The organism is Curtobacterium sp. ME-Dv--P-122a (assembly GCF_030209645.1).
Taxonomy (GTDB): Bacteria; Actinomycetota; Actinomycetes; order Actinomycetales; family Microbacteriaceae; genus Curtobacterium; species Curtobacterium flaccumfaciens.
This window is the reverse complement of sequence record NZ_JARVRO010000006.1, coordinates 339,071-358,994: the sequence shown is the minus strand read 5'-3', so window position 1 is coordinate 358,994 and position 19,924 is coordinate 339,071. Positions and strand designations below refer to the sequence as shown.

At 71.2% G+C, this 19,924-nt stretch carries 20 protein-coding genes; 11 read left to right on the top strand and 9 right to left on the bottom strand.

Going from position 1 to position 19,924, the window contains the following annotated elements:
* Positions 1-46 precede the first annotated feature (46 nt).
* Entirely contained in the window at positions 47-799 is a 753-nt protein-coding gene (locus QRN49_RS06585) for a TetR/AcrR family transcriptional regulator (RefSeq protein WP_284754668.1), read from the top strand.
* Here QRN49_RS06585 and QRN49_RS06580 read toward each other — a convergent pair.
* Positions 796-1,467: a response regulator gene (locus QRN49_RS06580; protein ID WP_284754666.1), complete on the bottom strand. Its 672-nt coding sequence runs from the start codon at positions 1,465-1,467 to the stop codon at positions 796-798. The genes QRN49_RS06585 and QRN49_RS06580 overlap by 4 nt on opposite strands.
* The gene (locus QRN49_RS06575; RefSeq protein WP_284754664.1) at positions 1,464-2,675 is read right to left on the bottom strand and encodes a sensor histidine kinase; all 1,212 of its coding nucleotides are present in this window, start codon (positions 2,673-2,675) and stop codon (positions 1,464-1,466) included. Before QRN49_RS06575 ends, QRN49_RS06580 begins: the two co-directional genes overlap by 4 nt.
* A 341-nt stretch (positions 2,676-3,016) precedes the next feature.
* Between QRN49_RS06575 and QRN49_RS06570 the strand changes: the two genes are divergently transcribed.
* A complete protein-coding gene (locus QRN49_RS06570) occupies positions 3,017-3,898 on the top strand; it encodes a manganese catalase (protein ID WP_284754663.1) in 882 nt (293 codons plus the stop codon).
* 81 nt (positions 3,899-3,979) lie between these two features.
* On the opposite strand, the gene QRN49_RS06565 is transcribed toward QRN49_RS06570, so the two are convergent.
* The 4 genes from QRN49_RS06565 to QRN49_RS06550 all read right to left on the bottom strand — a co-directional run bounded on the left by QRN49_RS06565 (position 3,980) and on the right by QRN49_RS06550 (position 7,053).
* Positions 3,980-4,306: a hypothetical protein gene (locus QRN49_RS06565; protein ID WP_284754661.1), complete on the bottom strand. Its 327-nt coding sequence runs from the start codon at positions 4,304-4,306 to the stop codon at positions 3,980-3,982.
* A gap of 11 nt (positions 4,307-4,317) precedes the next feature.
* Entirely contained in the window at positions 4,318-4,776 is a 459-nt protein-coding gene (locus QRN49_RS06560) for an Hsp20/alpha crystallin family protein (RefSeq protein ID WP_284754659.1), read from the bottom strand.
* Positions 4,777-4,885: 109 nt separating this feature from the next.
* Positions 4,886-5,539, bottom strand: a complete 654-nt coding sequence (locus QRN49_RS06555; protein ID WP_258370710.1) for a helix-turn-helix domain-containing protein — start codon at positions 5,537-5,539, stop codon at positions 4,886-4,888.
* The gene (locus QRN49_RS06550; protein ID WP_284754656.1) at positions 5,536-7,053 is read right to left on the bottom strand and encodes an APC family permease; all 1,518 of its coding nucleotides are present in this window, start codon (positions 7,051-7,053) and stop codon (positions 5,536-5,538) included. Before QRN49_RS06550 ends, QRN49_RS06555 begins: the two co-directional genes overlap by 4 nt.
* Before the next feature lie 193 nt (positions 7,054-7,246).
* Between QRN49_RS06550 and QRN49_RS06545 the strand changes: the two genes are divergently transcribed.
* Genes QRN49_RS06545 through QRN49_RS06535 form a run of 3 tightly spaced genes read left to right on the top strand, consistent with a single transcriptional unit; the run spans position 7,247 to position 11,373 of the window.
* A complete protein-coding gene (locus QRN49_RS06545) occupies positions 7,247-8,740 on the top strand; it encodes an APC family permease (protein WP_259514385.1) in 1,494 nt (497 codons plus the stop codon).
* A gap of 49 nt (positions 8,741-8,789) precedes the next feature.
* Entirely contained in the window at positions 8,790-10,811 is a 2,022-nt protein-coding gene (locus tag QRN49_RS06540) for a primary-amine oxidase (RefSeq protein ID WP_284754654.1), read from the top strand.
* 1 nt (position 10,812) lies between these two features.
* Positions 10,813-11,373 carry a hypothetical protein gene (locus QRN49_RS06535; protein WP_284754652.1) on the top strand — a complete coding sequence of 187 codons (561 nt, stop codon included), beginning with the start codon at positions 10,813-10,815 and terminating at the stop codon, positions 11,371-11,373.
* A gap of 56 nt (positions 11,374-11,429) precedes the next feature.
* Here the strand turns inward: QRN49_RS06535 and QRN49_RS06530 are convergent, their stop codons facing one another.
* Positions 11,430-12,164 carry an alpha/beta fold hydrolase gene (locus QRN49_RS06530; RefSeq protein WP_284754650.1) on the bottom strand — a complete coding sequence of 245 codons (735 nt, stop codon included), beginning with the start codon at positions 12,162-12,164 and terminating at the stop codon, positions 11,430-11,432.
* Positions 12,165-12,214: 50 nt separating this feature from the next.
* Here QRN49_RS06530 and QRN49_RS06525 point away from each other — a divergent pair, with 50 nt between their 5' ends.
* From QRN49_RS06525 to glgX, 5 genes are all read left to right on the top strand, one after another.
* Positions 12,215-12,676, top strand: a complete 462-nt coding sequence (locus QRN49_RS06525; RefSeq protein ID WP_284754648.1) for a MarR family winged helix-turn-helix transcriptional regulator — start codon at positions 12,215-12,217, stop codon at positions 12,674-12,676.
* Between the two features lie 70 nt (positions 12,677-12,746).
* On the top strand, positions 12,747-12,929 hold the full coding sequence (locus tag QRN49_RS06520) for a hypothetical protein (protein ID WP_071248776.1): 183 nt from the start codon (positions 12,747-12,749) through the stop codon (positions 12,927-12,929).
* A gap of 18 nt (positions 12,930-12,947) precedes the next feature.
* Positions 12,948-13,484, top strand: coding sequence for a MarR family winged helix-turn-helix transcriptional regulator (locus QRN49_RS06515; protein WP_284754628.1), 537 nt, complete (start codon positions 12,948-12,950; stop codon positions 13,482-13,484).
* A gap of 134 nt (positions 13,485-13,618) precedes the next feature.
* Complete coding sequence (locus QRN49_RS06510; RefSeq protein ID WP_042538020.1) at positions 13,619-14,233, top strand: TetR/AcrR family transcriptional regulator; 615 nt, start codon at positions 13,619-13,621, stop codon at positions 14,231-14,233.
* Positions 14,234-14,292: 59 nt separating this feature from the next.
* Positions 14,293-16,311: a glycogen debranching protein GlgX gene (gene glgX / locus QRN49_RS06505; RefSeq protein WP_284754625.1), complete on the top strand. Its 2,019-nt coding sequence runs from the start codon at positions 14,293-14,295 to the stop codon at positions 16,309-16,311.
* A 134-nt stretch (positions 16,312-16,445) separates the two neighbouring features.
* On the opposite strand, the gene QRN49_RS06500 is transcribed toward glgX, so the two are convergent.
* On the bottom strand, positions 16,446-17,561 hold the full coding sequence (locus tag QRN49_RS06500; RefSeq protein WP_027466981.1) for a Gfo/Idh/MocA family protein: 1,116 nt from the start codon (positions 17,559-17,561) through the stop codon (positions 16,446-16,448).
* Positions 17,558-18,358 carry a sugar phosphate isomerase/epimerase family protein gene (locus QRN49_RS06495; protein ID WP_181243003.1) on the bottom strand — a complete coding sequence of 267 codons (801 nt, stop codon included), beginning with the start codon at positions 18,356-18,358 and terminating at the stop codon, positions 17,558-17,560. Before QRN49_RS06495 ends, QRN49_RS06500 begins: the two co-directional genes overlap by 4 nt.
* A gap of 215 nt (positions 18,359-18,573) precedes the next feature.
* Here QRN49_RS06495 and QRN49_RS06490 point away from each other — a divergent pair, with 215 nt between their 5' ends.
* Positions 18,574-19,872, top strand: a complete 1,299-nt coding sequence (locus QRN49_RS06490) for an MFS transporter (protein WP_051597042.1) — start codon at positions 18,574-18,576, stop codon at positions 19,870-19,872.
* Positions 19,873-19,924 lie beyond the last annotated feature (52 nt).

Here is a 19,924-nt window from a genome sequence, read left to right as displayed (position 1 = left end):
TATCGCTGGTAACACAGTGATAGCACAGATCCGTTATCGTTGTTCCGTGATCGAGCAGGGAAGCCAGCGCGACGAGACGCGTGCGCGCATCGTCGAGGTCGCCGGCACCATGCTGCGTGAACGCGGCGCCACGGCGGTGACCACGCGGGCGGTCGCGGACGGCGCAGGCGTCCAGGCACCGACCATCTACCGGCTGTTCGGCGACAAGGACGGTCTGCTCGAAGCGGTCGCCGAGCACGCGATGGCGACGTTCTCGGCGATGAAGGCCGACGCCGTCCGGGCTGCTCGTGACGAGGCGACCGACCCCGTCGAGGACCTGCGCACCGGGTGGTCGATGACGATCGGCTTCGGGCTGGCGAACCCCGACCTGTTCGTGCTGTTGAGCGACCCGGAGCGCGGCCGTCGGTCGGCAGCCGCCCGCGCCGGTACCGCGCTGCTCGCCGAACGCATCCAGCGGGTGGCCGAGGCCGGACGACTGGCCGTGCCGGAACACCGCGCGGTCGAGCTCGTGCACGCGGCCGGCACCGGTGCGGTGCTCGCGATCCTTGCTGCTCCGGCGGACGAGCGGGACCCGTCACTCGCCGATGACGTCCTCGACGCGGTGCTCGGGCGGATCCTCGTGCCGAGCGGGCCGACGACGGACGACGGCGGCGCGGCCCCGGGTGGTCAGGGCCGGGGGCGTGACGCCGTGACGAGCGCCGCGATCACGCTCCGTGCCGCAGCGCCCCGGCTCGATCGACTGTCGCCAGCCGAGCGGACGATGCTCGCGGAGTGGCTCGACCGGATCGCCGCGGACTAGTCCTCGCGGGTGCCCGCCAGCCCGTGGTCGTGTGCGTAGACGACGAGCTGCACCCGGTCGCGCAGCGACAGCTTGCCGAGGATGCTCGAGATCTGGGTCTTCACCGTCGACTCGGTCACGTACTCCCTGGTGGCGATCTCGGCGTTCGAGAGCCCACGGGACGCCCACCCGAACACGACGCGCTCCCGCTCGGTCAGGGTCGCGAACTCCGGCGGCTGCGGTGCCGGGGCCCGCGCCACGTCGGTGCCGAACAGCTGCGCGAGGTCGTTCGGTGCGATGACCGAGCTGCCCTCGTGCACGGCCCGCACCGCGGCGAACAGGAACGGCGGCGTGGTGTCCTTGAGCAGGAACCCGCTGGCGCCGAGCCGGATCGCGGTCGCCGCCGCCGGGTCGAGCCCGAAGGTGGTGAGCACGACGACGCGGGGCAGCGGGCCCGGCACGGCACCCGAGTAGAGCTGCCGGACGGTCTCCACGCCGTCCATGCCGGCCATCCGCATGTCGAGCAGCACCACGTCGGGGCGCACCTCGGGGATGAGTGCGAGTGCTTCGGCCCCGTCGGAGGCCTCGCCGACCACACGCATGTCCTCCTGGGCGTCGAGCACCACCCGGAGCCCGGCGCGGAACAGCGCCTGGTCGTCGGTGAGCAGGATCCTGATCGGTTCGGTCATCGGACGGGTCCCCCTTGGACGTCGAACGGGATGCGGGCGCGTGCCGTGAACACGTCGTCCAGCACGGCGGCGTCGAACGACCCACCGAGGGTGCCGAGGCGCGAGTCCATGCCGTCGATCCCGCGGCCCGAGCCGGCGGTGGTGCCGTCTCCGGCGACGTTCTCGACCTCGAGCACCAGGTCGGCGTTCCGCCAGGTCTCCCGCACGACGACCGGGTTGCCGGGGGCGCCGTGGCGCAGGGCGTTCGTGAGCATCTCCTGCAGCACGCGGCGGGCGGCGGTGCCGGTGTCCGGGCGCAGGGCCAGCGGGACCCCGCGCACCGTGCGGTCGACGTCGACCCCGGCGTCGCGGATGCCCTGCACGATCTCCTCGAGCGAACCCGGGCCGGTCGCCTCGGCGGAGCCGTCGATGTGCCCGAGGACCTGTCGGACCTCGACCAGGGAGCTGCGGGCGGTGCTCGCGATGGTGGCGCTGACCGCTCGGATGCGCGCCTCGTCGTCGAGGAACGGCACCGAGTCGGCCTGCGCGATGATGACCGCGAGCGAGTGGCCGACGACGTCGTGCACGTCGCGGGCGATGTCCGCGCGGATGCGTTCGGACTCGGCGACGTCGATGGCGCGGGTGGCGGTGGCCTCGGCCTCGGTGGCGACGGCCTCGGCACGCGATGCTGCGGCCTCGGCATCGGCACGGCGCTCCGACTCGCGGTCGCGGGAGCGGAAAGCCCGGACGGCGACCCCGCCCGCCCAGACCCCGAGCAGCGCGGTCACCGGGGCGGCCATCGCCAGGAACGCCTGGTCGCGCGGGCCGTTGATGAGCACGAGGAACCGGAAGCCGGTCGACGCCAGGTAGACCGTGGCCCCCGCTCCGGCGACGACCGCGAGCACGCCGGAGACGACGACCTCGGTGCGGGTGCCCACGACGGCGGCGGTGCCGATCACGACGAAGAGCGCGAGGTCCACCAGCGACGGGCGCTCGCCGCCGCCGACCTGGATCACCCCGAGGACGACGACCATGGCCATCGCGGCCGACGGGGAGATGCGGCGCAGGGCGATCGCCACCGAGGCCGACAGGACCGCGGCGAGGCTCGCGTGCTCGAGCTCGAGGTCGATGGGCAGCAGGAAGACGAACGCCGCCAGGACCGCCCAGGCCACGTCGATGACGATCGACCGGGTGGCGAGCGGCCGGAGGAACCTGCCCCGTTCGGTCACGAGAGCGATCCTCCCATGCCCCGCCGGCGTCACGCGGGCGGAGCCATGGCCATCAGCGCGATGACGGTGGCGACCACGATCGCCGCGCAGAGCAGCAGGGTGGCGATCGTGTGCTTGGTCGAGGTCTGCATGCTCCCAGCCTGCGCAACCGGACGGCCGACGGCATCGGGCGGCCGACCGAAGGGTCTCGTCCTGCCGGGTGAAGCCGACGGTGGACCCGGAACCGTGGAACGGCGCATCCGGGACGCCCTCTGCGTGATCCGGCCACCTTGGACGGCCGCTCAGTGCCCCCGGCGAACCATCGGCCGTGCAATCGCTCGATCGAGACGAAGGAGCACGATTTGTACTTCCACAAGCAGGAACTGCAGTTCAAGGCAACGCCCGACAAGCCCGACGCGATCTACGCCCGCAAGCTGCAGGAGGTGCTCGGTGGCCAGTACGGAGAGATCTCCGTCGCCATGCAGTACCAGTTCCAGGCGTGGAACATGCACATCCCCGGCAAGTACCGCGACATGGTGTTCGGCATCGGTGCCGAGGAGATGGGCCACGTCGAGATGCTCGCGACGATGATCGCGCAGCTGCTCGAGAAGTCCCCGCTCGGCATCACCGAGGACGCGCTGCAGGACGACCCCACGGTCGCCGCGATCGTCGGCGGCACCGACGTCCAGCACGCGATCGTCGCCGGTGCGGGTGCCCGCCCGGTGGACAGCAACGGCAACCCCTGGCAGGGCTCGTACATCACCGCCAGCGGCAACCTGCTCGCCGACTTCACGGCGAACGAGAACGCCGAGATGCAGGGTCGTGTGCAGGCCGCCCGGCTCTACCACATGACCGACGACCACGGCGTGCGGGACCTGCTGTCCTTCCTCATCGCCCGCGACACCATGCACCAGAACATGTGGGCGACCGCCGCCGCCGAGCTGCGCGAGAAGGGCGTCGAGGGCTTCCCCGTGCCGAGCAACTTCCCGCAGTCGAAGGAGAACCAGGAGGTCAACTACCAGTACCTCAACTTCTCCGACGGTGCCGAGGCGAAGAACGGCCCGTGGGCGAGTGGCCCCTCGTTCGACGGCAAGGGCGAGTACTCGTACCACGACGGCCCGACCACCTCGGTCCCGATACCGCCGCCCACGCACCCCGACGTCCGGCTCTACGGCACCACCGAGCTGCCGAACGTCGTCGAGAAGACGGCCGGCCTGGTGCAGGACAAGCTGAACAAGGAGTAGTCCCGTCGGTCGCCCACGCGACCGACGGATGACAGGAGGCCCGGCGCACGACGTGCACCGGGCCTCCTGTCCGTCAGGTGGTCACCGCACCGACGGGGCGGACCCGCCCACGGTCATCAGCGCCCCCGTCTCGGGTTCTTCGTCGCGCGGTACCTCGAAGATGCCCGAGTAGGCGCGCACCGCGCTCCACCCCGCGATCAGCAGGGCCGTGCCGAGGACCGCCGCGACCCAGGGCGCCAGGAGCGACTGCTCGAACAGCCGGGGCGCGGCGACCCAGGTCAGGAACGTGCCGGTCAGGCTGCCGGTGGCCCCGAGGAGCAGGGCGGTGCGCCGGTCCAGGCTCGTCAGCGCGAGCGCCGCGGTGACGACGAGGACCGCGACCACCGCGTTCAGCAGGACGGACGTCATCGCTCAGCTCCTCACTCGGCGGCGGGGCCGGAACCGGCGGCACCGGAGCCGACCGCGAGCTGCTCGGACGCGCCACCGACGGTGACGGCGATCTTGCGCGGCTTCGCGGACTCCTTGACGGGGATCGTGACGCTCAGCACGCCGTTGTCGTACCCGGCGGTGATGCGCTCGGCGTCCAGGCCGTCGCCGAGCGTCAGCTGCCGGACGAACGTGCCGGGCTGGCGCTCACGCGTGAGCCACTGCGAGCCCTCGGGCGCGCCCAGGGTGCGCTCGGCGCGGATGGTCAGGACGGAGCCGTCCACGTCGATGTCGACGGAGCCCGGGTCGATGCCGGGCAGGTCGACGTCGAGGACGTAGTGGTCCCCGGTGCGGTACAGGTCCATCGGCATCGAGCGCGGACCGGCTGCGGTGCCGAGGAGCGAACCCGCGAGTCGGTCGAGCTCGCGGAACGGATCGAAGTTCATCGTCATCGAAATCAACTCCTTCGTGGTTCTCGTTGAGTCCCCTCGACTCAACTGCCACCGTTTTAGCACTCGACCCTGGCGAGTGCCAAGAGATCGCTCGGAGGACGCCGAGAACTCAGCCGAGCAGGGGCTCGAGCCGCGCGACCGCCGTCCGCAGGTGCACCAGGGCCTGGCCAGGGGACTCCACCCGGGCCGCGGGCGCGGACAACGTCAGCCCCGCCACGAGCTCACCGCGCTCGCCGCGGACGGGCAGTGCCAGGCACCCGAAACCCCGCACGAAGGCACCGACCTGCGATGCCGAGGCGCCGCCGGCCGCGTGCAGCCGCCCCATCGCGCTCGACCCAGGTGCCGATCGCAGGGCGGTCGCGTCGAGGAGCGGGAAGTCCGGGTCGACGTCGACGTCGCAGATCCCGTCGGCGTCGTACCGGGCCAGGTGCACCCCGGCGCGGACCGCCGAGCGCACGTCGGACAGCACGGACCGGACGGCGCGGGGGAGTGGTGGGACCGACGGAGCCGCGGCCGGGGCGACGCCGGCGAGCTCCGAGACCTTGTGCCCCAGTGCGAAGCCGCGCAGGTCCGGCAGCCGCACCAGGTACTCGTCCTCCACGAGCAGCGTGATGAGCCGGTAGGTGGTCGCCCGCGGCATCCCGAGCGCGTCCGAGATCTGCTGGGCGGTGACGCCGGGCCCGGCGTGCGCGACCGCCTCGAGCACCGCGAGGGCGTTCTGGATCGCCTTCGGCTGCCGCGCGCGGAGACCGGGTTCGCTCACCGCACCCCCGTCCCGTGGCCGGGTCCGGCGGACGACCGGGAGGCGCCCAGCAGGTCCGCCTCGACCGGCACGTCGTACACCGCCCGGCTCCGACCCCGTCGCCAGGGTCGCCGACGGGTCGCCACCAGGAACGCGACGACGACCGCGGTGACCGCCCCGACGGCGAGGACGACGGCCGGCCACCGGGGCGATGCGGCCTCGACCCCGGCGTAGGTGAGCAGCACGGCGGTGAGCAGGACACCGGTCGTCACCGCGGTGGTCGCCACCCCGGTCGTCAGCTCGCCGATGCGTCGCAGGAACACCGGAGCCGCGAAGCACGTCATCGCGTACGCCGTCAGGTACCCGAGTGCCGCGACGACGAGTTCGGCCTCCATCAGGGACCAGGTCGGGATGCCGGTGAGGAGCCCGAGGACCGGCAGCGCGGTCAGCACCGAGCACGCCAGCACGCCTGCGACGAAGGGTGTCCGGAACCGGGGCGACGCCCGCCCGAGCGCGGCCGGCAGCACCCCTTCACGGCCCATCGCGAACAGCACCCGGACGAGCGCCGTCGTCGAGGCGATCGCGCACGCGGCGAACGAGGCGGCGATCCCGAGGTCGAGCGCCCACCCGACCCACTGCATGCTGAAGGCCGTGGCGAGCTCGTTGACCGGCGACGCGCTCGTGGCGAGGTCGGCGCCGATCGCGGCGAACCCGGTCTGCTGGGCGGCAGCGCTCACGACGTAGAGCACGCCCGCGACCAGGACGGTCCACGAGATCGCGCGGGGGATCGCCTGGAACGGGCGCCGGGCCTCCACGCCGAGCACCGACGCGCTCTCGAACCCGACGAAGGCGGTGACCGCGAGCGCCGTGCCCACCGCGAAGGGCGCCGGTGCGGTCGGGCCGAGTGCGAGGGCGGACGTGTCGACGGGCTGCAGCCGTGCGACCAGGGCGACGATCAGCACGACGATGACGGCGACGGACAGGGTCTCGACGAGCAGGGTGAGGCGCGTCGACAACCGGACCCCGAGGGCGATGACGGCGAACACCGCGGCACCCATGGCGGTGATCACCACGACCGTGACCAGGGAGCCGGTGCCGGCCGTCGGGACGAACCGGGACAGCAGGTAGTCGAGGTAGTAGCCGCTGCCGGTGAGCGAGAACATCGCGATGAACCCGTAGCCGAGCAGCAGTGCGGCGCCCGCGACCACACCGGCCGCCGGCCCCAGGCCGAGCGAGACGTAGGTGTAGAGCGAGCCGGTGCCCGCCACGCGTCGGACGAACTGGTTCACGGTGCGTCCGACCAGGAACGACAGCGCCATCGCGGCGAGCAGGGACCACGTCGCGCCCTGCCCGGCGACGGTCGCGACGAGCACCGGGATCGTGGTGGCCGCCGCCGACGGTGCGACCGCGGACACCGACTGCGCCAGCACGTCGACCGGGCCGATGCTCCGCCGGGACAGCCCGTCGACGGGGGAGCGCGTGCCGATACCCGGCACCCGTGGCGGGTCGGCGATGGCACGGTCGAGCGCGGTCATGCGGCAACGGTACGGGGGCTGCGTTGCCCCGGTGTCTCGGTCGTGTTTCGCGGTGGTCTCGGGCAAATGAGACGCCTCGCCCGGGCCGTCCCATTCGGGTGCGTGCGGGTTTCACACCCGTGGAACGGGGCCGCAACCCCAGCGCGGGACCGTGGTCCCACCCCGACCCAGTCACCCGAACCGGAAGGCCACGATGTCCAGCATCACGAAGGACCCCGCGTCACTCGGAGCCGTACCCGCACCGCAGCGGACCATGCGCGGCTCGCTCGGCGTCACCGCGATCGTGTTCATGGTCGTCGCGGCCGCCGCCCCGCTCACCGTCGTCGGCGGTGCCGCCCCGCTGGGCATGCTGCTCGGCAACGGCGTCGGGTTCCCGTCGCTCTACGCCGCGTCCGCCGTGATCCTGCTGCTGTTCTCGGTGGGTCTGGCGGCGATGACCCGGCACCTGCCACGACCCGGCGCCTTCTTCACGTTCGTGGGCCACGGGCTCGGTCGTCCGGCCGGTGCGGGAGCGGCCACCCTGGCGCTGCTGACCTACACGACGATCCAGGTCAGCGTGCACGGCTACATCGGGTACCTGCTCGGGGTGACCGTCACGGGCCTCGGTGGGCCGGACATCCCCTGGTACGTGTGGTCCCTGGTCGTCGTGGCGCTCGTCGGGGTGCTCGGCTACCGGCACATCGACCTGTCGAGCAAGGTCCTCGGCGTCCTGCTCGTCGGCGAGGTCGGGATCGTGCTCGTTCTGGTCGCCGCGATCGTGTTCCGCGGCGGTGCCGACGGGCTCTCGCTCGCGCCGTTCGAACCGACCCACGTCATGTCCGGCTCGCCCGGCGTCGGCCTGATGTTCGCCATCGCGGCGTTCATCGGGTTCGAGGCGACCGCGATCTTCCGCGACGAGGCGAAGGACCCGGAGCGCACGATCCCACGGGCCACCTACACCGCCGTCATCGGCATCGGGGTGTTCTACACGCTGGCGTCGTGGGGACTCGTGATGGCCTGGGGCCCGGACGGGGTGCTCGCCGAGGCCGCGAAGGACCCGGGCGCGCTCATCCTCACCACGGCGGCGCAGTACATCGGCACCGCGGGCGAGGCGGTCATGAACGTGCTGCTGCTCACGAGCATGTTCGCCTGCGTCCTGTCCTTCCACAACGTCATCACCCGCTACCAGCACTCGATGGCGAACGCCTCGCTCCTGCCCGGTCGTCTCGGCAGCGTGCACCGCAAGCACGAGTCGCCGCACACCTCGAGCGTCGTGCAGACCGTCACCGCCGCCGTGCTCATGGTCCTGTTCGCCGTCCTCGGCCTCGACCCGGTCCTGCAGGTCTTCAGCTGGTTCGCCGGCGTCGCCACCCTGGGCGTGGCGATCCTGATGGCCGCGACGAGCCTCGCCGTCATCGTGTACTTCCGCCGGAACCGCGCCGACCGCCGCATCTGGAACACCGTCATCGCCCCGGTCCTGGGGTTCGTCGGGCTCGTCGCCTCGGCCGTCCTGATCTGGGCGAACTTCCCGACGCTCGTCGGCGACGTCGACGGTTCCGGAGCGAGCGTCTTCGGTGTCGTCAGCACCGTGCTCACCGGCCTCGTCGTGGTCGTGCCCGCCGTCGGCGTCCTGCAGGCCGTGGTGCTGCGCCGGCGCGACCGCCGCCGCTACGACCAGATGCTCGACCGTCTCGCCAGCGACGGCTGACCGACCCACCCGACCCGTGCCTCCAGACCGAACCGAAGGAACCACCAGCATGACCCTCACCGATCCCGTCACCGCCACCACCCACCCGCTCGCGAACCTGAGCCCGGACGAGTTCACCGCGGTCCGCGACGTCGTCACGGCGCAGCCGGACTGGACCGACACCACGCGCTTCGTCTACGTCGGCCTCGACGAGCCGCACAAGCAGCAGGTCCTGGCCTGGCAGGCCGGCGACGGTCCCCTGCCGGACCGCCGTGCCCGCGTGATGCTCCTCGACATGGCGACCGGACGCTCCACCGACGGCGTCGTCTCGATCACCGACCGGATCGTCCTGTCCACCGACGTGCTCGACGGGTCCCGTGGACAGCTGCCCGTCCTCATCGAGGAGTTCGACGCCGTCGGCGAGATCGCGAACGCGGACGAGCGCTGGGTCGCCGCCCTGGCGAAGCGCGGCCTGACGCCGGACGAGGTGAAGTGCGTCCCGCTGTCGGCCGGGTACTACGACTACCCCGAGGAGGAGGGGCGCCGGATCCTCCGCGTGCTCGCCTTCCGCCAGGACCACCCCGCCGACCACGTCTGGGCGCACCCCGTGGACGGCCTGTCCGTGTACGTCGACGCCGCCAACCGCGCGGTGACCCGCATCGTGGACGTCGCGGAGATGCCCGTGCCCGCCACGTCCGGCAACTTCGACGACCCGGCGGTGCAGGGCGAACCGCTCGACCTCAAGCCGATCGTCATCACCCAGCCCGAGGGGCCGTCGTTCTCGGTCGACGGCGAGTTCGTCGAGTGGGCGAACTGGCGGTTCCAGGTCGGGTTCGACGCCCGCGAGGGGCTCGTGCTCCGGCAGCTGTCGTGGCAGGACGGTGCGCGGCTGCGACCGATCGTCTACCGGGCCTCGATCGACGAGATGCTCGTGCCCTACGGTGACCCGTCGCCGGTGCGGTTCTGGCAGAACTACTTCGACACCGGCGAGTACCTGTTCGGACGCTTCACCAACTCACTCGAGCTCGGTTGCGACTGTGTCGGCGAGATCAAGTACTTCGACGCCGTCCTGGCCGACGAGCTCGGCAACCCGCAGACCATCCGCAACGGCATCTGCATGCACGAGGAGGACTTCGGCACGCTGTGGAAGCACGGGGACATCTACACCGGTTCGCAGGAGGTCCGGCGCTCCCGTCGGCTGGTGATCTCGTTCTTCACCACCGTCGGCAACTACGACTATGGGTTCTACTGGTACCTGTACCTCGACGGCACGATCGAGTGCGAGGCGAAGCTCACCGGCGTCCTCTTCACCTCGTCGTACCCGGGTCGGACGGAGTCCGGTGCGGACTACCCGTACGCCTCCGAGGTCGCGCCCGGCCTCGGTGCCCCGTACCACCAGCACCTGTTCTCGGCGCGGCTGGACATGATGGTCGACGGGCTGTCGAACGCGGTGGACGAGGTCGATGCCGTCCGGGTCCCGGTCGGCCCGGGCAACGAGCACGGCAACGCGTTCACGAAGTCGGTCACCCGGCTGTCGTCCGAGTCGTCCTCCGGCCGTCTCGCCGACGCGTCGAAGGCCCGGACGTGGTTCATCTCGAACACCGAGGAGCGCAACCACCTCGACCGCCCGACCGGGTACGTGCTGTACCCGCAGGACGCCCCGGTGCTGCTCGCGGACGACTCGTCGTCGGTGGCCGCACGCGCCGAGTTCGCGCGGAAGCACCTGTACGTGACGCAGTACGACCCGGCCGAGCGCTTCGCCGCCGGTGACTTCGTGCACCAGAACCCCGGCGGGGACGGTGTCGCCCGGTACGTGCAGGGTGACCGTCCGCTCGACGGCGAGGACATCGTGCTGTGGCACACCTTCGGCCCCACGCACTTCCCCCGGCCCGAGGACTGGCCCGTCATGCCGGTCGACTACGCCAAGTTCACGCTCAAGCCGTACGGGTTCTTCCCGCGGAACCCGGCCCTGAACGTGCCGGCGTCGATCGGGGCGTCGGCCGGGTCGCACTGCTCGCACCACGTCTCCGGCGCCGTCGAGGCCGCGCACGACGCAGCCGAGCACCAGCACGACCACGGGCACGGGCACTGACGTGACCGACCTGCTCGGGCTCGCGGCCATCGTGCCGGCGTCGGCCGGGGCCTGCTGCACGGTCGGGGCGTGGCGCCCCGGCCGTGCGGTCGACGCGGTCGCCGCGGTCGCGATGGTGGCGGCGATGGTCGACGGGGCGTTCGGACCCCGGGTCCTGCCGGGTGTCCTGTGGTTCCTGGTGCTGGCGTTCCTCGCCGTGATGGTCGCCGGGGTGCACCGGTTGCAGTCCACGTCCGCCTGGAGGCGCGGGTCGGCTCAGCCGCCGGGCGCGGCCTCCGCACACGGCCGGTTCGGGCGACTGCACGCTGCCCTGGGCCTCCTCGTGATGGGCGCGATGGGTGTCGGCATGGCGCACGACGCCGGCGCCGCGGGGATGCACCAGCACCTCGGAGTGGTCGCGGTGACGTGGCAGGTGGTGCTCGGCGGGTTGACCCTCGGGTACCTGGTGCTCACCGTCCACATGCTCCGTGACGGCGTCCGGCGACGTTCGCGTCCGCTGCCGCTGGTCGAGACCCTGGCGATGGGGGTCGCGGTCGCGGTGATGTCCGCGGCGATGGTCTGAGGCGCGTGCCGCCTGCCGCCTGCCGCGAGCCGCGTGCCAGTGGTGGTCCGTCCTGCTCAGCGCGCCAGGAACGGGTCGATGACCGCCCACGTCGCGTCGGGGGCCTCGAGGTGGGGCAGGTGTCCTGCGGCCGGGACCTCGGCGAACACCGCACCCGGCACGGCCGCCGCCACCGCGCGACCGTAGGCCGGGGTCACGACCCGGTCGCTCGCGCCGAACACGACGAGCGTCGGCACCCGCACGGCCCCGAGTCGATCGAGCAGGTTCGGGTCGCTCATCGACCGGCCGGCGACGACCGCCATGGTCTGCCCGTTCGAGCGCTGCACCGCCCGCTGTTCCTCGCTGACGGACGCCGGGTCCTGGTAGCCCCGCTCGGGATCGTGCCAGGCGACCTCGGCCAGCCCGCGGGCATAGAGGGCGAAGAAGTCGGCGATCGGTTCACCCTCGACCACCGCACCCACGCCGTCGATGTCGACGACGGCACCGACGACCCCGGCGAACCGGTCGTCGGCAGCTGCCTGCACGGCCATCTCGAGGGCGATCCAGCCGCCGATCGACGACCCCACGAGCACGACGTCCTGCTCCCCGGCGGCGAGGAGCTGCTCGAGGTACGCGGTCGCCAGGGCCGGGACGGAGTCGATGCCGTCCGGGCGCGGGGTGCCGTCCCACCCGGGGTGCGTCGGGGCGACGACGTGGAAGGCGGGTGCGAGGTGCGCGACGATCGGCGCGACGGTCCGGGGGCCGCCGCCACCGTGCAGGACGAGCGCGGTGCGGGTGTGGGTTTCGGTCATGGGTGCTCCGTATCAACATGCTTATGTACGAGTGTTGATACCGTAGCACCATGCCGACCGACCTCGAAGCCCTGGGCCACGCCGTCAAGCGGGCGCAGTACCGCAACCACCGCACGATGGACGCCGCCCTGCGCGACCTCGGCGTGACGCTCGTGCAGTGGGACGCCCTGCGCGCCATCGACCGGATGCCCCACGCATCGGGGCACGACCTCGCCGTCGCGACGTTCCAGAGCGACCAGGCCTTCGGCACCCTGGCGAACCGGATGCTCGACCGGGGGCTCATCACCCGGACCGCCGGCCGGGGTCGGCGGATCGAGCACGCGATCACCGAGGACGGACGGCGGGTGCTCGACGAGGGACACCGCATCGCCGAGGGGGTGCTCGACTCCCTGTTCGCACCGCTCGACGAGCCGCGACGGGCGGCGCTCCTGCAGCTCCTCAAGACCCTGACGGATGCCGCCGAGCCCTTCGGCGCGCAAAACGTACACAGCGCGAATGGTTCGTTGAACTGACCGTTCACTTTGTGAAAGAGTTCAGCCGTCCGCAGAGGACACACGGCAAGCAAGAAGGGCGGGACACGACATGCACAGCACGTACTCCGGGATGCCTCGGACGGCACGGATCGGTGGCAGCCACACCCGCGTCGGTCTCACCGACCCGGCGATCATCGACGCGTACGTCGAGCGTCGCATCCAGGACCCCTCGCTGCTCGCCGGTCGTTCCGAACCGTCCTACGCGGACTTCTTCAGCACGCCTGCCGTTTAGCAAGGAGCGCATGACCCCATGCCGTTGACCGTCGTCCGTCGAGAGCACGTCCACCTCTACGCCCGCGAACCCGAGTCCGGGGTCGCGAAGACCGCCGTCGACGCGCTGCTCCGCCTGCAGCACGCCGAGGACCAGCAGATCGAGTCCGCCCGCATCGAGAGCGGCCTGTCGAAGAACGAGTTCCTCGCCGTCCGGTACATGCTCCAGGCGCACCGGGACGGCCGGACGATGGGGCCGAAGGACCTCGCCGTGATGCTCGCCGTCTCGAACGCCTCGGTCACCAAGATCGTCGACGGGCTCGAGCAGAAGGGCCTGCTGTCCCGCACGGCGCACCCCACCGACCGTCGTGCGCAGGTGCTCGCCCCGACCGACCGGGCCGCCGAGAAGATCGACGCCTCGTACGCGCGCTTCCACGCGGCCGTCGTCGAGGTGCTCGAACAACTCCCCGACACGGACAACGCCGTCCTCGCCGACTCGCTCACGAAGATCGTCGACGCGCTCGCCGCGGGCACGCCCGCGCCGGTCGACGAGTACACGGTCGACGACCAGGACTGACGCGAGCGCGCCCGGCTGACGCGACCCGGCGGGTGCGACGCGACCCCGAGACGGACTGGAGGCCCGTGGTGCGCCCGCCACGGGCCTCCAGTCCGGACGGTGGCGAGAAAACCTTCCAGCGGTAAGTTGGGTGCATGACCCACCCCGCGGACGACGCCGACGCGGCCCAGCCGCGCCGCGGCGGGTACCGAAAGGGCGCCGAGCGGCGCACCCAGATCCTCGACGAGATGATCCGCATGGTCGCGGAGCAGGGGGTCGACGCATCGTCGCTCCGCTCGGTGGCCGAGGCCCTCGGGATCACGCACGCGGCACTCCGCCACTACTTCCCGAGCCGCGACGAACTGCTGCTCGCCGTCTACCGGGAGCACGAGGTCCGCGAGCAGGGCGCGCCCGACCGGATGAAGTCGGCGATCGGCGACATGCGCGAGAGCGCATCGCGCAACCGGGCCGTGCCGGGGCTGGTGCAGCTGTACACGACCCTCGCGGCCGACGCCGTGCAGGAGGGCCACCCGGCCACGCGCGACTTCATGCGCGAACGCTTCGCCCGGCTGCGTGCTGAACTCGCCGTGCTGATCGAGGCGGACCAGGCGAGCGGCCGGATCCGCGCCGACCTGGACCCGGTCGACCTGGCGAGCCTGAGCATCGCGGCGTCCGACGGGCTGCAGGTGCAGTGGCTGCTCGACCCCGACGCCGTCGACGGTGAACGGGTGCTGCGGCTGCTGGAGCAGCTGGTCCCGCCGGTGCGCTGAGCGGCCAGGGGTACGCCCAGACTGCCGGTGGCACAGCGACCGGCCGGTAGAAGGGCAGCATGACCACTTCCACGCGCACCCCGCTCGGCGTCACGCTCGTCGACGGGGGCGCCAACGTCGCCCTGTTCTCGAGCACCGCCGAGCGCGTCGAGTTCTGCACCTTCGACGACGACGGCACCGAGCACCGCACCGAGCTCCGCAACCGCACCGGCTACACCTTCCACGACGTCGTCCCCGGCGTGACCGTCGGCACCCGCTACGGCTTCCGCGTGCACGGCGCGTGGGACCCGGCGAACGGCCTGCGCCACAACGGCGCGAAGCTCCTGCTCGACCCCTACGCCACCGCGATCGACGGCGAGTACGAGTGGGGCCAGGCGCTCTTCGGTCACGACATGAACGAGCCCGAGCAGATCGACGAGACGGACTCGGCCAGCGCGATGCCCAAGTCCGTCGTCGCCGACCGGTCCTTCGACTGGGACGGTGACACCCTGCTGCGGACCCCGCTCGCCGACACCGTCGTGTACGAGGTGCACGTCAAGGGCTTCACGAAGCAGCACCCGGACGTCCCCGAGGAGATCCGCGGCACCTACGCCGGCATGGCCCACCCGGCGGCGATCAAGCACCTCACCGACCTCGGGGTCACCGCGGTCGAGCTGCTGCCGACGCACCAGTTCGTGCAGGACTCGACGCTCCTCGACAAGGGGCTCCGCAACTACTGGGGCTACAACAGCATCGGCTTCTTCGCGCCGCACGACGAGTACTCGTCCTCCGGCACCGCCGGGCAGCAGGTCGCCGAGTTCAAGGCGATGGTGAAGGCCCTGCACGCCGCGGGGCTCGAGGTCATCATGGACGTCGTCTACAACCACACCGCCGAGGGCAACCACATGGGCCCGACGCTGTCGTTCAAGGGGATCGACAACCAGTCGTACTACCGGCTGGTCGAGGGTGACGAGGCGAACTACTTCGACACCACCGGCACCGGCAACAGCCTGAACGTCGGGCACCCGGCGGCCCTCGGACTCATCATGGACTCGCTCCGCTACTGGGTCGAGGAGATGCACGTCGACGGCTTCCGGTTCGACCTGGCCACGACGCTCACCCGCCAGGACGGCGAGGCCGAGAAGCACTCCGCGTTCCTCGACATCATCCACCAGGACCCCGTGCTGCGCGAGGTCAAGATGATCGCCGAGCCGTGGGACACCGCCGGCTACCAGGTCGGCGGGTTCCCGGCCGACTGGTCCGAGTGGAACGGCAAGTACCGCGACGACCTGCGCGCGTTCTGGCGCGGCGACGAGGGTGCGCTCGGCGACGCCGTCCAGCGGGTCCTGGGCAGCCCCGACGTCTACGAGGGCTCACGGCGCTCCCCGCTCTGCTCGATCGACTTCGTGACCGCCCACGACGGTTTCACCCTGGCCGACCTGACGATGTACGCCGACAAGCACAACGAGGCGAACGGCGAGGACAACAACGACGGCGAGAGCGACAACACCTCGTTCAACGGCGGCATCGAGGGCCCGACCGACGACGGCGCGGTGAACGACTACCGCGACCGGCAGCGCCGCAACTTCCTCGGCACCCTGCTGCTCTCCGCCGGCGTGCCGATGATCCTGGGTGGCGACGAGCTCGCCCGGTCACAGGGCGGCAACAACAACGCGTACTGCCAGGACGACGAGATCTCGTGGTTCGACTGGGCCGCCGCCGACCAGGACCTGCTCGCCTTCACCACGGCGGCGATCGCGTTCCGTCGGCAGCACCGGGCGCTGCGTCCGGAGTGGTTCCGCACCGCGCCGGGCGACTCGGAGTCGACGGTGACCGTGCTCCGTGCCGACGCCGCCGGTTTCGAGGACGGCGACTGGGCGGACGGCGGCAACCGGGCCGTGACGCTCGTGCTGCACCAGGGCGACGACACCGTGGCCGTGCTGCTGAACGCGTCGGACACCACGGTGGAGTTCACGCTGCCGGAGCGTCCGGGTGGGGGCAGCTGGTCCCTCGGGCTGTCGAGCGACCCCGACCAGGCCGTGGTGGGCGACGCGGCGACGCTGCTCGTGCGCGACGCGTCCTTCACCGCGCTGGTCTGAGGCGTCGCGCGCGGGCGCTCGCGCGGGCGTTCGCGCTCGCGCGGTTTCGCTTGGTGAGCAGCAATGGTCGGGTCCCCGTTCGGGACCCGACCATTGCTGCTCACGAAGTGGTGCGCGTGGTGCTCGCGGCGCTCCTAGGCGTTCGCGCCCGCGGTCAGCACGGCTGCCGCGGGGTCGAAGTCCTCGGGCAGCGGCGGGATCGCGTCCACGGTCGACGTGATGTCGACGGCGGAACCCGACTCGGCCGCGTCGCGGATGCCGAGCAGCACGTCGAGCACGTGCAGCGCGACGGCGCCGGAGGCACGCTCGGGGCGGTCCTCGGCGATGGCGCGGGCGAGCTCGACGACACCGGTGCCACGGCCCCAGGTGGAGCCGACCGCCTCGAGCGTCTCGGGCTCGTCCTGCCCGTAGCGCCAGAGCTGCGACGAGCCCTCGAACGTGTTCGGGTCCGGCAGCGAGATCGTGCCGAGCGTGCCGTTGATCTCGACGAAGCCCATGCGCGGCAGGGCGTGCTGGAACGAGAACGTCGACTGGGCGGACTGCCCGCCGGCGAACTCGATCAGGGCCGCGTGGTGCGTCGGGACCTCGACCGGGAACGTCTCGCCGGCGCGGGGGCCGGACGCGATCGTGCGACGGTCGAGCGACTTCGACGAGACGGCCTGCACGCGCGAGGCGGTGCCGAACGCGTGCACCAGGGTCGTCACGTAGTACGGGCCCATGTCGAACAGGGGGCCGGCACCGGTGGCGAACAGGAAGTCCGGGTTCGGGTGCCACGCCTCGGGTCCGGGCACGTGGAACAGGGTCGTCGCGGACAGCGGCTCGCCGATGTCACCGCGGGCGATGGCCCGGAGCGCCGTCTGGATGCCCGCACCGAGCACGGTGTCCGGAGCGGTCGCGACGCGCAGGCCCTTGGCCTTCGCCGACTCGAGCACCGCGGCGGCCGACGCGTGGTCGGTCGCGATCGGCTTCTCGCTCCAGACGTGCTTGCCGGCGTCGATGATCTGCTGGTCGACCTCGGCGTGTGCGGCCGGGATCGTCAGGTTGATCACGATCGAGATGTCGTCGCGGGCGAGGAGCTCCTCGACCGATCCCGACGAGGCGACGCCGTACGCAGCCGCCTGCTCAGCGGCACGCTCGAGCAGTACGTCGGCGACGAAGCGGACTTCGACGTCGGCGAACTTGGTCAGGTTCTCGAGGTACTGGGTGGAGATGTTGCCGGCACCGATGATGCCGATCCCGACACGGCTCACTTGTCGTTGTCCTTGAGCCACGTGAGGGACTCGGTGATGCCCTCGAAGACGTCGCCCTTGTACGCGTCGAACTCGACCACGCGGATCGCCTGCGGTGCGGCGGCGAGGATCGCGGCCACGTCGACGTCGCCCTGACCGGCCGGCGTCTGGTTCTCGAAGGCGCGCTGCAGCGCCTCGGGCACGATGAGGGCGCTCTCGGACGAGGGCAGCGCGGTGCGGATGTCACCGTCGACCTTGCCGTCCTTGACGTGGATCGCGACGACACGGTCGCCCAGGCCCTTGAGCACGGCGGGGGCGTCGGCGCCACCGACGGTCGCCCAGAAGGTGTCGACCTCGAGGACGGTCTCCGGCGACAGCTGCGACACGAAGAGGTCGTAGACGGTGCGGCCGTCGACCTTGTTCGTGAACTCCCACTGGTGGTTGTGGTACCCGAACTGCAGGCCACGGCCGGCGGCCTCGGCGGTCAGCTCGTTGACGCGCTCGGCGATCTTCGCGACGTCGTCGGCGGTCTGCCAGCGGTCGGTCGGGATGAACGGGTCGATGACGGTGCGGATGCCGAGGCGCTCGGCGGCGTCCCAGATCGGCGCGGTGTCCTCGGCGTCGATCACGGCGACGTGGCCGGACGGAGCCTTGAGGCCGGTGGCCGCGAACGCACGCTCGAGGTCGGTGGCGCGCTCGACGAACGCGTAGGGCTCGACGTTCTCGTACCCGATCTCGGCGACACGGGCGATGGCCTTGTCGAGGTCTTCGGCGATGGCGTCGCGCAGCGAGTACAGCTGCACAGAAGTGGTGGGCATTGCAGAGGCTCCTTCGATCCTGTCTGGGTGTCGCGGCCCGTCGAGGAGCGATGCTCCGCGGCGAGATCGATGACGACGCTACCCCAAAAACCACCCGGTGTGTAGTTTTTGCTGCCCCGTGTGACGACCCTGGTGTTGCAGACAACACGTGTCGATGTATGCTCGCGTCGGAAAAACCTTGTCAGGCAAGGTTTTCATCGACTCAAGGAGGCGTCATGAGCACACCCGAACCCGGCAGCCCGGCACTGCTCAACCCGGAAGAGGGCATCACCCAGCCCGTCAGCACGGTCAAGGTGGGCATCGGCTACCAGATCGCCCTGTTCCTCGGGCAGTTCGGCCTCTTCGTCGCGCTCATGGCGCCCGTCTACGTGAGCATGCAGCTCAAGGCGCAGGCCCTGGTCGGCGACGACGCTGCGAACGTCATCGGCTCGGTGCTGCCGATCGGCGCGTTCGGTGCGCTCATCATGAACCCCCTCGCGGGTGCCCTGTCCGACCGCACCCGCACGCGCTGGGGCCGTCGTCGCCCCTGGCTGCTCAGCGGTGTCGTGGTCTTCGCGATCGCTCTCGCGTGGATCGCCTACTCGCCCGACGTCCTCAACCTGACGCTGGCCTGGCTGCTCGCCCAGCTCGCCGCGAACGCCACGCTCGCCACCCTGCTCGCGAGCTTCGCCGACAACGTGCCGCAGCTGCAGCGCGGCCGGTCCTCGAGCATCATCGCGCTCGCGCAGAACATCGCCGTGCTCGCCGGCACCTACCTGTCGGTCTTCTTCGTCGCGAACCTGCCCGTGCTGTTCATCGCGCCGGGCATCCTGGCGATCATCCTGGTCGCCGTGTACGCCGTCGTCGCGCGGGACGACCTGCCCACGTACAAGCTCAAGAAGTTCACGTTCCTGAACCTCATCGCGTCGTTCTGGACGAACCCGGTCAAGAACCCGGACTTCGCGTTCGCGTGGTGGTCGCGCTTCCTCATCATCTTCGCGACCTTCATGTTCACGACGTACCGCCTGCTCTACATGGAGCAGCACCTCGGCATCGAGAGCGCGAAGGAGGCGACCGCCGCCGTCGCCTTCGGTGTGCTGCTCTACACGATCGCGCTGCTGGTCAGTGCGGCGCTGTCCGGCTGGGCCTCGGACAAGCTCGGTCGCCGCAAGGTGTTCGTCGGTGGCTCCACGGCGATGTTCGCCGTCGGACTCATCGTGCTGGCGCACGCCGACACGGTCAACGGCTTCTACGTCGCCGAGGTCATCATGGGCTTCGCGTACGGCATCTACTCCGCGATCGACACCGCACTCGTCGTCGACGTCCTGCCGAACGCTGACCGTCCCGGCAAGGACCTCGGCGTCATCAACATCGCCAACGCGCTGCCGCAGTCGCTCGCCCCGGCCGTCGCACTGTTCTTCCTCAAGATCGGGTCCGGGGACGCCGCCGACAACTACACGCTCATGTGCTGGGCCGCCGGCGCGATCGCCATCATCGGCGCACTCGTCGTGATCCCGATCAAGCGGGTGCGGTAGCGCCCGTCGCGCACCGCGACCAGAAGACGGTGTGGAGGCCCGTGGCGACCCC

Bases quoted from the DNA above. Each gene is read 5' to 3' on its own strand.
- QRN49_RS06580 (WP_284754666.1), bottom strand. From the start codon at position 1,467: ATGACCGAACCGATCAGGATCCTGCTCACCGACGACCAGGCGCTGTTC.
- QRN49_RS06565 (WP_284754661.1), bottom strand. From the start codon at position 4,306: ATGACGTCCGTCCTGCTGAACGCGGTGGTCGCGGTCCTCGTCGTCACC.
- QRN49_RS06560 (WP_284754659.1), bottom strand. From the start codon at position 4,776: ATGACGATGAACTTCGATCCGTTCCGCGAGCTCGACCGACTCGCGGGT.
- QRN49_RS06550 (WP_284754656.1), bottom strand. From the start codon at position 7,053: ATGACCGCGCTCGACCGTGCCATCGCCGACCCGCCACGGGTGCCGGGT.
- QRN49_RS06545 (WP_259514385.1), top strand. From the start codon at position 7,247: ATGTCCAGCATCACGAAGGACCCCGCGTCACTCGGAGCCGTACCCGCA.
- QRN49_RS06540 (WP_284754654.1), top strand. From the start codon at position 8,790: ATGACCCTCACCGATCCCGTCACCGCCACCACCCACCCGCTCGCGAAC.
- QRN49_RS06530 (WP_284754650.1), bottom strand. From the start codon at position 12,164: ATGACCGAAACCCACACCCGCACCGCGCTCGTCCTGCACGGTGGCGGC.
- QRN49_RS06525 (WP_284754648.1), top strand. From the start codon at position 12,215: ATGCCGACCGACCTCGAAGCCCTGGGCCACGCCGTCAAGCGGGCGCAG.
- QRN49_RS06520 (WP_071248776.1), top strand. From the start codon at position 12,747: ATGCACAGCACGTACTCCGGGATGCCTCGGACGGCACGGATCGGTGGC.
- QRN49_RS06515 (WP_284754628.1), top strand. From the start codon at position 12,948: ATGCCGTTGACCGTCGTCCGTCGAGAGCACGTCCACCTCTACGCCCGC.
- QRN49_RS06510 (WP_042538020.1), top strand. From the start codon at position 13,619: ATGACCCACCCCGCGGACGACGCCGACGCGGCCCAGCCGCGCCGCGGC.
- glgX (WP_284754625.1), top strand. From the start codon at position 14,293: ATGACCACTTCCACGCGCACCCCGCTCGGCGTCACGCTCGTCGACGGG.
- QRN49_RS06495 (WP_181243003.1), bottom strand. From the start codon at position 18,358: ATGCCCACCACTTCTGTGCAGCTGTACTCGCTGCGCGACGCCATCGCC.
- QRN49_RS06490 (WP_051597042.1), top strand. From the start codon at position 18,574: ATGAGCACACCCGAACCCGGCAGCCCGGCACTGCTCAACCCGGAAGAG.